Origin of the sequence: Comamonas halotolerans, from assembly GCF_030162935.1 — a bacterium.
GTDB classification, from domain to species: domain Bacteria; phylum Pseudomonadota; class Gammaproteobacteria; order Burkholderiales; family Burkholderiaceae_C; genus Comamonas; species Comamonas halotolerans.
This window is the reverse complement of the sequence record NZ_JASAUZ010000074.1, coordinates 96,663-107,931: the sequence shown is the minus strand read 5'-3', so window position 1 is coordinate 107,931 and position 11,269 is coordinate 96,663. Positions and strand designations below refer to the sequence as shown.

At 57.8% G+C, this 11,269-nt stretch carries 11 protein-coding genes; 1 reads left to right on the top strand and 10 read right to left on the bottom strand.

Going from position 1 to position 11,269, the window contains the following annotated elements; genetic code table 11:
• Nucleotide 1 precedes the first annotated feature (1 nt).
• The 3 genes from QEP11_RS18875 to QEP11_RS18865 form a co-directional block, all read right to left on the bottom strand.
• Nucleotides 2-1,078 (bottom strand): HlyD family secretion protein, encoded by a 1,077-nt coding sequence (locus QEP11_RS18875; protein ID WP_284338184.1) that lies wholly within the window; start codon nucleotides 1,076-1,078, stop codon nucleotides 2-4.
• A 13-nt stretch (nucleotides 1,079-1,091) separates the two neighbouring features.
• Nucleotides 1,092-2,570 carry an efflux transporter outer membrane subunit gene (locus QEP11_RS18870; RefSeq protein WP_284338183.1) on the bottom strand — a complete coding sequence of 493 codons (1,479 nt, stop codon included), beginning with the start codon at nucleotides 2,568-2,570 and terminating at the stop codon, nucleotides 1,092-1,094.
• Nucleotides 2,571-2,715: 145 nt separating this feature from the next.
• Nucleotides 2,716-3,342, bottom strand: a complete 627-nt coding sequence (locus QEP11_RS18865; RefSeq protein WP_284338182.1) for a TetR/AcrR family transcriptional regulator — start codon at nucleotides 3,340-3,342, stop codon at nucleotides 2,716-2,718.
• A gap of 209 nt (nucleotides 3,343-3,551) precedes the next feature.
• On the opposite strand from QEP11_RS18865, the gene QEP11_RS18860 reads away from it, so the two are divergent.
• On the top strand, nucleotides 3,552-4,262 hold the full coding sequence (locus QEP11_RS18860) for a hypothetical protein (RefSeq protein ID WP_284338181.1): 711 nt from the start codon (nucleotides 3,552-3,554) through the stop codon (nucleotides 4,260-4,262).
• Between the two features lie 13 nt (nucleotides 4,263-4,275).
• Here QEP11_RS18860 and QEP11_RS18855 read toward each other — a convergent pair whose 3' ends face one another.
• The 7 genes from QEP11_RS18855 to QEP11_RS18825 all read right to left on the bottom strand — a co-directional run bounded on the left by QEP11_RS18855 (nucleotide 4,276) and on the right by QEP11_RS18825 (nucleotide 11,091).
• Nucleotides 4,276-5,352, bottom strand: coding sequence for an NAD(P)/FAD-dependent oxidoreductase (locus QEP11_RS18855; protein WP_284338180.1), 1,077 nt, complete (start codon nucleotides 5,350-5,352; stop codon nucleotides 4,276-4,278).
• 75 nt (nucleotides 5,353-5,427) lie between these two features.
• Complete coding sequence (gene fdxA / locus QEP11_RS18850; RefSeq protein WP_284338179.1) at nucleotides 5,428-5,757, bottom strand: ferredoxin FdxA; 330 nt, start codon at nucleotides 5,755-5,757, stop codon at nucleotides 5,428-5,430.
• 134 nt (nucleotides 5,758-5,891) lie between these two features.
• On the bottom strand, nucleotides 5,892-7,265 hold the full coding sequence (locus QEP11_RS18845) for a sulfate adenylyltransferase subunit 1 (protein WP_284338178.1): 1,374 nt from the start codon (nucleotides 7,263-7,265) through the stop codon (nucleotides 5,892-5,894).
• Nucleotides 7,265-8,197, bottom strand: coding sequence for a sulfate adenylyltransferase subunit CysD (gene cysD / locus QEP11_RS18840; RefSeq protein ID WP_284338177.1), 933 nt, complete (start codon nucleotides 8,195-8,197; stop codon nucleotides 7,265-7,267). Before cysD ends, QEP11_RS18845 begins: the two co-directional genes overlap by 1 nt.
• A gap of 76 nt (nucleotides 8,198-8,273) precedes the next feature.
• A complete protein-coding gene (locus tag QEP11_RS18835; RefSeq protein ID WP_284338176.1) occupies nucleotides 8,274-8,897 on the bottom strand; it encodes a phosphoadenosine phosphosulfate reductase domain-containing protein in 624 nt (207 codons plus the stop codon).
• Nucleotides 8,894-9,277 (bottom strand): DUF934 domain-containing protein, encoded by a 384-nt coding sequence (locus tag QEP11_RS18830; protein WP_284338175.1) that lies wholly within the window; start codon nucleotides 9,275-9,277, stop codon nucleotides 8,894-8,896. The genes QEP11_RS18835 and QEP11_RS18830 overlap by 4 nt, the downstream gene beginning before the upstream one ends.
• Before the next feature lie 26 nt (nucleotides 9,278-9,303).
• The gene (locus QEP11_RS18825) at nucleotides 9,304-11,091 is read right to left on the bottom strand and encodes a nitrite/sulfite reductase (RefSeq protein ID WP_284338174.1); all 1,788 of its coding nucleotides are present in this window, start codon (nucleotides 11,089-11,091) and stop codon (nucleotides 9,304-9,306) included.
• Between the last annotated feature and the right edge of the window lie 178 nt (nucleotides 11,092-11,269).

Here is an 11,269-nt window from a genome sequence, read left to right as displayed (position 1 = left end):
CTTACTCCGGCAATTTCACTTGCAGGTGTGCCGGCCACTGTGCTCCGGGTTCTGCGAGAACCCAGGCTTGACCAGGCAGGCCGGTTTTGACCTGCTGCAGATGTTTTTGCAGCAGTTGTGGATCAATCTGGGCCTTGACGCGGAACATCAGCTTTTGACGTTCGCTGGCTGTTTCCACTGTCTTCGGTGTGAATTGAGCGGTAGCTGAGACAAATGAGATCTTGGCAGGAATCACAAAGCTTGGCGCAGCATCCAGGACAATTCGCACTTCAGCGCCCAACGCCATGCGGCCAGCAATGGCTTCAGGCAAAAAGAAGCTCATATAGACATCGGACAGATCCACCACGTTGAGCACCTTGCCGCCAGCGCCCAGGACTTCTCCAGGTTGCGCAAGACGAAACTGAACACGGCCATCCCGAGGGGCAACCAGGGTGCTGTCGTCCAACTCTGCGGCAATGCGCTGGACCGTGGCTTGTGCTGCAACCACGGCTGAGTTCGAGCCCGTGACCTGTGCCTGTGCAGCTGCAATGGCAGCTTGAGCGGCAGCTGCTTGCGCTTGTGCGGCTTTCAGTGCAGCCTGCGCACCTCGTACACGTGCACGGTCATCGTCCAGTTCCTGGGCAGAACTGGCTCCTTCCTTGGTCAAGGTTTCTGAGCGAGCCAGGCGGCGCTGAGCAGCATCAAGTTCGGCCTCACGCAGTGCCACCATGGCAAGCGATGCTGCATGGTCACTTTGGCGCAGCGCAACCTGAGCCTTGGCTGCCGCAACGTTGTGCACGGCACGGTCCTGACCGGCCACGGCTTCTTGGTGCTGGGCCTGCAAGGTGTGAATCTGCATTCGTGCCAGGGGCTCACCGGCTTTCACAAAAGCACCTTCCTGCACCAGAATTTCTTCGACACGTCCTCCTAGTTTGGTTGCAATGTCTACTTCGGTGGCTTCAATGCGTCCGTTACCACCTACCAAACCTTCGTTGAGATGACTGGTTTGCCACTGTTTCCAGGCATAGCTTGCTGCGAGTGCGACAGCGGCTGCGGCAGCCAGATAGGTGAGCGTTTTTTTTGTGATTTTCTGAGGCATGGTGCGGAGGGGGTCAAGATAAGTTCTGGGCTGCGCGAGGTCCGGTGGTTGCAGGAAGGTCTGGCTCTGGCGTAACGCCTAAATCGGTGCCGCCTCCCATCGCCGTGTAAACACTGACATGCGCACCTTGCAATGCATAGGCTGCTTGCACCATCTGTTGTGCAGCTGCCAGCAGCTCGCGCTCGGCATCCAGTACATCCAGATAAGGCGAAGCGCCGTTGTCATAGCGCAGCTGTGCAAGACGCGCACGTTCTTGAAGAGCGGACAGGTTGCTGCGCTGAACTTCCACCTGTTGTTGCATGCTGTGGCGCACGGCCAATGCATCTGCCACTTCACGGAAAGCGGTTTGTACGGTGCGTTCGTATTCGACCACGGCCATGTTCTGGCGCACTGCCGCCAGGTCAAGATTGGACTGGCGCAGTCCGCCATCAAAAATTGGCACAGAAATGCTCGGCATGAAAGTCCATGCCTTGCTACCCGACTCAAAGAGACCGCTGAGTTGCGCGCTGCCGGTGCCCCAACTGCCCGTGAGCGCAATGCGTGGGAAGAATGCAGCTCTTGCAGCATCCACGCTGGCGTGCGCTGCCTTCAATTGGTGCTCGGCGGCCACAATGTCGGGGCGCTGGTTCAAAAGACTGGAGGGCAGGCCCACAGGAACCGCTGCAAAAACCTGAGTGTCAGGTGCGTGAGCCGGTAGCTGGCTGATGTCCGCGCCTGTGAGCAGCTGTAGCGCATGGATGGCCTGTGCACGTTCTTGCTCTAGCTGGATGGCAATGCTGCGAGCCTGATTGTGCAGACTTTGCACCTGAGTCAGCGCGTACCTGCTCAAGGCTCCCAATTCGTAGCGTCGGGTAAAGATGCGCAATGTTTCAGCGCGGCTATCCACGGTGCGCTGCGTGAGAGCAATCCGGTCTTCGATCTCGCGCAGTGACAGATAGCTGCGCGCCACCTGAGCCAGCAGGCCCTGGCGTGCTGTCTGCACGCCCGCTTCAGTGGCCAGATACTGTTGCAAGGCCGCCTCGCTGAGGTTGCGTACACGGCCCCACAAGTCCAGTTCCCAGCTATTGAGGCCCACAAACACCTCATGGTCGCTGCCAACCATTGATTGTCCGCTGGCATTCAGGTCACCGGGAACACGGGCGCGCGAATGGGAACTGCCGATGCCCAGTGCTGGCAAACGCTCTGCACGTTGAATGCCGTATGCAGTACGGGCTTCTTGCGCGCGCAGCAGTCCCTGGCGGAGATTGTGGTTGTGGGTGCTGGCCTGCTTGAGCAATTGCTGCAACACGGGGTCGGTTACCACAGTCTGCCACTGGGCAAGGGGTGCATCGGCAAAGGTGGTACCAGGAGCAGTGGAAGGCCACATGGCCGGTAAGGCGGGGTCTGGCTCCAATAGCCCCAGGCGAGGTGCGCAAGCCATCGTGAGCAGTGCAGCGCTGATGGTGGCTGTCCATGCGATAGGACGTAACGAGAGGTGAAAGGCTGGGAGCATAACTGTGCGAAGAGACCGCTCAATGCGGCGGCTGAGCACAGTGTGAAAGTTGGTGGCCAGAATGGCCTTGAGTTACATCAAGATTGCTACCGACTGGTCGGTCTTTAGTGAGAATGGAAGCTGCGGCTAAGGTGAAAGCACACCATCAAGTGCGCAGCAATCGCATGAGCAGCATTTTGTTTTGTGGACGCAGCGCTTCTAGCTGTGCAGGGGTTATTGGGGAGCCACTGGCAAGCACCATCAGCAGGGTGTGCATCATGGGGAGCATCAAGATGGTGCAATCCTCAGCTTTTGGCGTCTGGTTTAGAAGTCCTTCCGCAACCGCACGCTGGATCAGGCGCTCATGGTTGTCATAGTGCAGCTGCATCATCTTGGCATGCCAGTCTTGTATGCCTGCAGGCAAACGCGGCGACTCAGCCAAAAGCAGCCGGATGGTTGGCAGGAACGCTGGATCCATCAAACGATCAATGGTGTGATCCACGAATGCGTTCACCAAGGCATCAAGAGTCTGGACGCCTTGCGGCCACCAATGCAGATTCTCCTGCAGAGGCTGCTCCACCACACGCTGAAGCAAGGTTTGGAGCAGCGACTCTTTACTGGGGAAGTGCGCATACAAGCCTCCTTTAGACAAATGCGCAGCTTGTGCAATGTCTTCCATGCGCGCTGCTTTAAAGCCGTGTTGAGAAAACTCGGCCAGTGCCGCATCCAGTATCTGGTTGATACGGACCTCAGCGGGCAGTCTTTGGCGGCGTTGTGCAGTTTCTGCGGGCATTGCATTGCTAATAAGAAGGCACGCAATTATCTGGCACACCTGCGCTGCAAACTTCCTCGTAATTGAACCGGTTTGCCCCCAAGAATTGACAGAATTTGGTATATGTCAAGAAATGACAGAGGTTTCAAACAGTAGTTGGTGCATGGCAAGCCCTTGGATATGCTTCACTCATGGGACTGGCAAACCACCAAAGATCATTTCGATCCTTCATGCTGCTGTGTGCATGGGGATGTGTTCTGTTGCTGACAGGGTGCGCATCGGCACCTGCACCGCATGGCAAGGTGGCGGGGGACAGTTTTTCCATGCAGGAGCTGCTGCAGTCCGAGAGCAATCGCATTACCACGTTGGCCATGCAAGAAAATCTCGACAGTCTCATGCGATTGATGGACAAGCTATACCAACGCAATCCGGGTGAATGGCGTAAGACAGCGGTTTCGCGCCAGGAAGCTTTGACCAAAGTGCGCACAGCTATTTTGGAGCGTGAACCTTGGCCCGCGCTGGATGGCCTTCGGGATGTACAAGCCTTGAGCAAAGCGCTGAGTCCAGAGTTTTCCGGAGATCGTGTTGCTGCTTTCGGGTACGCCTTGGGGGACATGTTGCTGATATCGCACGGTGGCCGTACCAGCTTCACGCTGGTGGATGGCATTCACGCACAGCATGTCTATAACGCAGCACGCAATGTGGAGATTGCCAACTGGGTGCTCAACACACGCAGAAACGCCCAGGGGCAGCTGCTTCTGTTATCCAACCATATTTCTGAACAGGAGCGTAACCTCAGCTTTGAGCGTGAGATGGGCAAAGTCATTGCGCGTCTGGACTTGGTCGCCAGCTTTGGCACAGAGCGTGTGCGTCGAACAGCGATTGGATTCGGGCAGGCGATTGTGGCAGGGCCTTTGTTGCCATTCCTGCCGGTACGCTGACTGAGGTCGAGGCTTATTGCGCTGTGGCGTCCTGGACCTGCGCCACACCCAGTAGCGCATGCAGGCGTGTACTGGTGGTGGTGTATTGCAGCAGCACGGGCTTGTCGGTGATGTATTCCGCAATTGAAAAGGCGGCCAGCGTTGCTTCATGGAAGCCGCACAGCAGCAACTTGCGTTTGCCGGGATAAAGGTTGATGTCGCCCACGGCATAAACGCCAGGGGCTTCGGTCACAAAAGTGCCGGTGTCTACCGGCAATTGTTTTTTGACCAGTTCAAGCCCCCAGTCCGCAACTGGGCCAAGCTTGGGAGAGATACCTTGGAAGACCAGCCATTGCTGCACAGGCAGAGTCTGGCTGCTGCCATCAGGCAGGCTGACTTCCACGCTGCGCAGTGCTTGTTCCTGAGCGTGCAGCGTTTGCGGTTGCGCGGCCAGCACTCTTATGCGGCCCGCAGTCTGGTGGCTGTGTAGGGCCTGCAGCAAGGCCTGTGGCGCATTGAAAACATCACGACGGTGCATCAGGGTGACACTGGCGGGGCGGTAGGTCAGGGCATCCAGGGCAGCCTGCACTGCCAGTTCATCGCCTCCGTGTACCAGCACATCTTGCTGTTCCAGGGGCAACCTGCTCAAGTCATTGGGATGGTAGTGCACGCTGTGGCCGACCAAGGCCTCAATACCGTCAAGCTTGAGCGTTTTCGGGACAAAAGATCCCACGCCTGCTGCAATCACCACCGCTTTAGCCAACAGCTGAGTGTTGGCGCTGGTAATCAGCAGCCAACGGCCATCGTCCTGCTGTTGCAGCGTTTGTACTTGCTGTCCCAGATGCAAGGTGGGCGCAAATGGTGCCATCTGTACACGCAGCCGCTCAACCAGCTCGGCGCCGGTACATGCCTGGATGCCTGGAATGTCGTAGATAGGTTTGTGCGGGTACAACTCTGCGCATTGACCGCCCAGATGCGGCAGTGCATCGATCAGATGACAGTGCAGGTTTTGCAAACCCAGCTGAAACACCTGAAACATGCCCACAGCACCTGCACCGATGACTGCAACGTCGATTTCCGTGGGAACGGTGAGAGTGTGTTCCAAGGTCATACAAAAGCTCTACAAAGCAAACAGCCCCATTGCTGGGGCTGAAAAAAATAGCGATAGCGCAATGCGGGTGAAGAATTAGCGCTCCAGCAAGGCAAGCTTACCTTCCTTGCCATTCCACTCGTCAGCGTCTGGCAAAGAAGCCTTGCGCTTAGTAATGCTCTTCCAGCCTTTGGCTACTGCCAGTTCGGCGTTGAGCTTGATGAATGCCAGCTGATCTGCGGGTGTGTCTTCCTCCGCAAAAATGGCGTTGGCTGGGCACTCGGGAATGCAAACTGCGCAGTCAATGCATTCATCAGGGTCAATCACGAGGAAGTTTGGGCCTTCGCGGAAGCAGTCCACGGGGCAAACATCCACGCAGTCGGTGTATTTGCATTTGATGCAGTTTTCGGTGACGACGTGTGTCATGAGGGATTCTTCTTATGCAGTGGATCAGTATTAACCCACGATTCTAGGTTTTTTCTGAATCCCTGCCACTAGTTGGCAGAGATTCAAGAGTGCAAACCTGTGTTTTCTGCGATGAGATCAAGCTTTATAGGCACTTAGCGCACCAAAACAGCTGCGGCAGTGGCATTGCTGGCGGTGTCGACCAAGATCATAGAGCCCAGGGCGCGGCTGTGGTTAAAGCTGCTTGCTGGAATAGATTCCTGTAGAGAAAAGTCCACCACACCAATGGCATTGGGCTCCAGCTGCGTGGAGGTTTCTTCTTCCAGCGTATGAATGTTCAGGCGGTGTACCACGCGTTGTGCCTTGGCTTTGACCCAGCGGTGACCATGCAATGCCCAATAAACACGGCCGGGCACCAGGGGGTCGTTGTCCATCCAGGCCACGGTGGCACTGAATGTGCGGCTGCTGGGCCAAGTCGGCTGCGGAGCAGGTGTGTCGAAGTCGTCGTCCGCACTGTTGGTTGCGGCAGGAGCAGCCACAATCCAGTCACCGCGTGAAACATCCACCTCTCTATCCAACGTAATGCCAGCAGATAAACCTGCATCCACGTCTTTCGGGGCTCGGCCATGGTCGATGACCTGCGCAACTGTGGCCAGTTGGCCACTGGGCAGAATCTGCACTTGCGCGCCCACTTTCGCTACTCCTGCAGCCACACGGCCCCAGAACACGCGACGGCCCTGGGTGGTGATGGCGCTGTCGTGGAACTTCTCCACCCACTGCACGGGCAATGCCAGCGGCAGATCGCTGTCAGCGGGGGTGTTGGGCAACTTTTCAAGCAACTGCAAAAGACTGGGGCCGTCATAGCCCGCCCAGCCAGCCTCACGGGTGACCACGTTGTAACCCTTGAGCGCCGAAACAGGAATGGTGGCACTGACGGCAATGCCCGCTTCTTGCGCAAAGCGCTGCAGCGCGTCACGGATGTGGGCGAAGGCTTGCGTGGGGTCATCCACAGCGTCGAGCTTGTTCACGGCAAACACCAGCGAATGCACGCGCAGCAGGTGTACCAGCAGGCTGTGTCGGCGCGTTTGCGGCAGGAGGGTAAGCCCGGGGTTTTGCCATTCCAGCTTGGTGGCATCCACCAGCACCACAGCAGCATCGGCACTGGAGGCCGCAGTCACCATGTTGCGTGTGTACTGCTCGTGGCCAGGTGCGTCGCCAATGATGAATTTGCGTGCATCGGTATTGAAGTAGCGGTAGGCCACGTCAATCGTGATGCCTTGCTCACGCTCGGCCGAAAGTCCGTCGGTGAGCAGGGCCAGATCAGTTTCACCGGACTTGGTGACACCGGCCAGCTGGTCTTGCAGCACGGCGCGGGTATCGACCAGCAGGCGCCCAATGAGCGTGGATTTGCCATCATCGACCGAGCCGCAGGTGATAAAGCGCAGGGCCGATGACAGTTCAGGGTTGATGCCAAAGGGCACCGCCACATTGGCTGTGCCCGTGATGGAGGCTGTATTTTGGGTTGTCATTAGAAATAACCGTCCTTCTTGCGCTTTTCCATGGAGGCATCACTGGTCTTGTCGTCCATGCGGGTGGCTCCACGCTCGCTGACCTCTGCGGCCAGAGTCTCGATCACGATGTCGGCTGCTGTGGCGGCAGTGCTTTCCACAGGGCAGGTGCAGGTGATGTCACCCACGGTGCGAAAACGCACATCGCGAAGAACGACTTCTTCGCCATCCTTTGGCGGTGTCAGTTCGGTGACGGGCACCAGAAGGCCTTTTCGCTCCACGACCTGACGCTGGTGGGTGTAGTAAATCGACGGCAGCGCGATTTGCTCGCGCTCGATGTACTGCCACACGTCCAGTTCAGTCCAGTTCGAAATGGGGAACACTCGGAAATGCTCGCCTTGTGCAATGCGGGTGTTGAACAGTGTCCACAACTCGGGGCGTTGGGCCTTGGGCTGCCACTGGCCGAAGCTGTCGCGGTGGCTGAATATGCGTTCCTTGGCGCGAGCCTTTTCTTCATCGCGGCGAGCGCCGCCGATCAGTGCGTCAAAGCGGAACTCCTCGATTGCCTCCAGCAAGGTGACAGACTGGTGCACATTGCGGCTCTCACCCGGGTGCGCCAGGCGCACGGTGCCGCGGGCCATTGAGTCTTCCACACTGCGCACAATCAGTTCTGCACCCAGCTCCTTGGCGCGGAAATCTCGAAAATCGGTCACTTCGGGAAAGTTGTGACCAGTGTCGATCATCAGCAAGGGGTAGGGGATGCGGCCTGCACCGAATGCCTTTTCAGCACAGCGCAGCATGACCAGAGAGTCCTTGCCACCGGAAAACAGCAGGGCAGGGCGTTCAAAGGCGGCGGCCACTTCGCGCAGGATGAAGATGGTTTCTTCTTCCAGCGCATCCAGGTGGCGGTTGCTGAGCTGACTCAGCACGTGGTTGTCAACACGGGCGTTCATGTCGTAATTCCAATCCAATCAAGCGCCAACAAGCTTGAGCGCGGTGTTGGCAGCAAAGTTTGCGAGGTGCAGGCGTTCAATGGGCGAGATGCAGACCGCATTCGCGCTGTTCTTCCCCTTTGGTGGGGTCCACATAGTCGAAGTTATTGGGAAGACCGTGCTTTTCGCAGTAGTCATAGAGGTCCTTGGAAGACCAGTGCAGCAATGGCGCGACCTTGATCAGCCCATCGGGGTTGATGCTCACCGGCTCCATCTGGGCACGCACCGCGCTATCGGTCGCGCGAAGGGCTGTGAACCAGACCTTGGGCTGCGTCTCGCGCAAGGCTCGCGCAAAGGGTTCGAGCTTGACCTCTTCGGTAAAGGCTGCGTGGCGTGGATCATCCAGCGCCGGTGTGGGACCTTCCACGGCCTCGCGGTGGGCGCGTGAGCGCAAGGGCAGGTAAATCTTCAGATTCAGGCCCAACTGTCGGGTCACGGCATCGGCAAACTGATAGGTGGCCTCGGTGTTGTAGCCGTTGTCCATCCAGATCACCGGCACATCGGGTTTTACCTGGGTGACCATGTGCAAAATGACGGCCTCGAATGGACGGAAGTTGGTCGTGACAATAGGTGTTTGGTCAAGCTCCAGCGCCCATTGCACCAGGGCCTGGGCGTTGTGGCCAAGTTCGGCATTGATGCGGGAGATGTCGAGCTGGCTCATACGGACTCCGCAAAATGAGGCGTGGTGTTGACAGCATCAGCCTGGTAAAAGCCACTGAAGCGCTCGAACTGGCGTTGTGCATCGGCAGCATCCACGCCTTCGCGCAGCACGGCAGAGCTGAAACCCGTGCGGTGCATCTGCACCAATTGGTCGATCAGCACATCGCCGGTAGCGCGAATGTCGCCCGCAAACTTGCGGCGGCGGCGCAGCAGATAGGCCTGGCTGAAGGCACGGCCATCGGTGAAGGCAGGAAAGTGCAGATCTATCTGCGTAATCCCATCCAGATCCACCTCCAGCGCATTCACGTCGTTGGCCAGCACCAGTATGCTGCCGGTGCTTTCGGCGGGCGCATGGTATTCATTTTGGGCCAGAATTTTCATGGTTCAGTCCTTGTTCTTCTTGCTGCTCAAGCTACTTCCGCGACTTCTTGCACGGGGTGACGTGCAGCCTTGCCAGCTTCCTTGAAGGGCTCCAGGCCGATGCGGCGTACGGCATCGATGAAGTGCTCACCGGGCTCGCGCAGGTCGCGGTAGATGTTCAACACGGCTTCCAGCACATCCGGCACTTCAGCGGCGGAGAATGAGGGACCAATCACCTTGCCCGCCTGGTTGTTGCCCGACAGCGTGGAGCCGTCCGAGCCACCCAGCGTTACCTGGTACCACTCCTTGCCATCCTTATCCACGCCCAGAATGCCGATGTGCCCGCTGTGGTGGTGGCCGCAGCTGTTGATGCAGCCGCTGATGTGCAGATCAATCTCGCCAATGTCGTCCAGCTCGTCTAGGTCCTGGTAGCGCTGGGTAATGGCTTCTGCAATGGGCAGGCTGCGGGCATTGGCCAGCGCGCAGAAATCACCGCCGGGGCAGGCAATCATGTCGGTCAGCAGCGCTACGTTGGTGCTGGCAAGGCCTAGCGCCTTGGCGTCCTGCCATAGGGCAAACAACTGGCTGACGTGCACCCAGGGCAACACCACGTTCTGGTCGTGGGTGATGCGTGCCTCACCGGCGGAGTAGGTGTCCATCAATTGAGCCAGAGCATCCAGTTGGTCACCGGTGGCATCACCTGGTGCCTGCCCAGGTCGCTTGAACGACAAAGTCACGGCACGCAGCTGTGGATTGCGGTGCTGGTGCACATTGCGGCTGAGCCAGCGTGCAAACGCAGGGTGGCGGGCGGCATTTTCTATCAGCTCCTGCTCGGCTTTTGCGGGTTCCACATCGGCGATCGCGGGCAGTTCGGGGTCTACGAAGCAGGCAGCCACACGGTCAAACTCCGCTTGAGGGATGGTGTGTGGCCCGCCGTCAATCTCCACGATCTGGCGGAACTCTTCTTCCACGGCATCGATATAGGCCTGGCCTTCTGCTTTCACCAGAATCTTGATGCGCGCCTTGTATTTGTTGTCGCGGCGGCCCAGCTCGTTGTAGACGCGCACAATGGCTTCGATGTAGTTCATGATCTGGTTCCAGGGCAGGAACTCACGGATCACGGTGCCGACTACCGGTGTGCGGCCCATGCCGCCGCCTACAAACACCTTGAAGCCGATCTCGCCAGCATCATTTTTCAGCAGATGCAGGCCCACGTCGTGCCAGCCTGTGGCTGCGCGGTCTTCACGGGCACCCGAAATGGCAATCTTGAACTTTCGTGGAAGAAAGGCGAATTCGGGGTGCAGCGTGGTCCACTGGCGCAGAATTTCTGCGTAGGGGCGAGGATCAACAATTTCATCGACGGCCACGCCAGCCAGGGCGTCGGTGGTGGTGTTGCGAATGCAGTTGCCACTGGTCTGGATGCCGTGCAAGTTCACGGTGGCCAGCAGCTCCATCACATCGGCAGCTTTGGATAGCGGGATCCAGTTGAATTGCACATTGGTTCGCGTAGTGAAGTGGGCGCAGTGGGTCGGCAAGAAAGTGGTACCCAATTTGCCCTGACCTTCCATGGCTTGCCGGAAGACCTCGGCTTCGGGCTCGTCATACTCGCGTGCCACGCGTGCCAGCACGCGAATCTGAGCGCTGGAAACTTCTCCATAGGGAATGGCCACACGCAACATGGGCGCGTAGCGCTGAACGTACCAGCCGTTTTGCAGGCGCAGCGGGCGGAAGTCATCTTCTGGAAGCTTGCCGGTTTGCCAGCGCTCCAACTGGTCGCGGAACTGGGCGGCCCGTTGGCTCAGGAATGCTTTGTCGAATTCTGTGTATTGGTACATGGCGCAGTCGTCATCGTGAGAGATTGCCACCCGACGGATGGTTTTCTCGTATGGCTGCGCACTTTATGCAAGCTCTTTATGATTTCAAAATATTATTTTGTTTTTGAACTATCTCTTTTGGTTATAAAGACTATGGTCGATGTGACAAAAAAGGCTCCGTGGGGGAGCCTTTTCCTTG

What these genes read in the sequence shown, in the direction of transcription:
- QEP11_RS18875 (WP_284338184.1), bottom strand. Translation starts at nt 1,078, where the DNA reads ATGCCTCAGAAAATCACAAAAAAAACGCTCACCTATCTGGCTGCCGCA.
- QEP11_RS18870 (WP_284338183.1), bottom strand. Translation starts at nt 2,570, where the DNA reads ATGCTCCCAGCCTTTCACCTCTCGTTACGTCCTATCGCATGGACAGCC.
- QEP11_RS18865 (WP_284338182.1), bottom strand. Translation starts at nt 3,342, where the DNA reads ATGCCCGCAGAAACTGCACAACGCCGCCAAAGACTGCCCGCTGAGGTC.
- QEP11_RS18860 (WP_284338181.1), top strand. Translation starts at nt 3,552, where the DNA reads ATGCTGCTGTGTGCATGGGGATGTGTTCTGTTGCTGACAGGGTGCGCA.
- QEP11_RS18855 (WP_284338180.1), bottom strand. Translation starts at nt 5,352, where the DNA reads ATGACCTTGGAACACACTCTCACCGTTCCCACGGAAATCGACGTTGCA.
- fdxA (WP_284338179.1), bottom strand. Translation starts at nt 5,757, where the DNA reads ATGACACACGTCGTCACCGAAAACTGCATCAAATGCAAATACACCGAC.
- QEP11_RS18845 (WP_284338178.1), bottom strand. Translation starts at nt 7,265, where the DNA reads ATGACAACCCAAAATACAGCCTCCATCACGGGCACAGCCAATGTGGCG.
- cysD (WP_284338177.1), bottom strand. Translation starts at nt 8,197, where the DNA reads ATGAACGCCCGTGTTGACAACCACGTGCTGAGTCAGCTCAGCAACCGC.
- QEP11_RS18835 (WP_284338176.1), bottom strand. Translation starts at nt 8,897, where the DNA reads ATGAGCCAGCTCGACATCTCCCGCATCAATGCCGAACTTGGCCACAAC.
- QEP11_RS18830 (WP_284338175.1), bottom strand. Translation starts at nt 9,277, where the DNA reads ATGAAAATTCTGGCCCAAAATGAATACCATGCGCCCGCCGAAAGCACC.
- QEP11_RS18825 (WP_284338174.1), bottom strand. Translation starts at nt 11,091, where the DNA reads ATGTACCAATACACAGAATTCGACAAAGCATTCCTGAGCCAACGGGCC.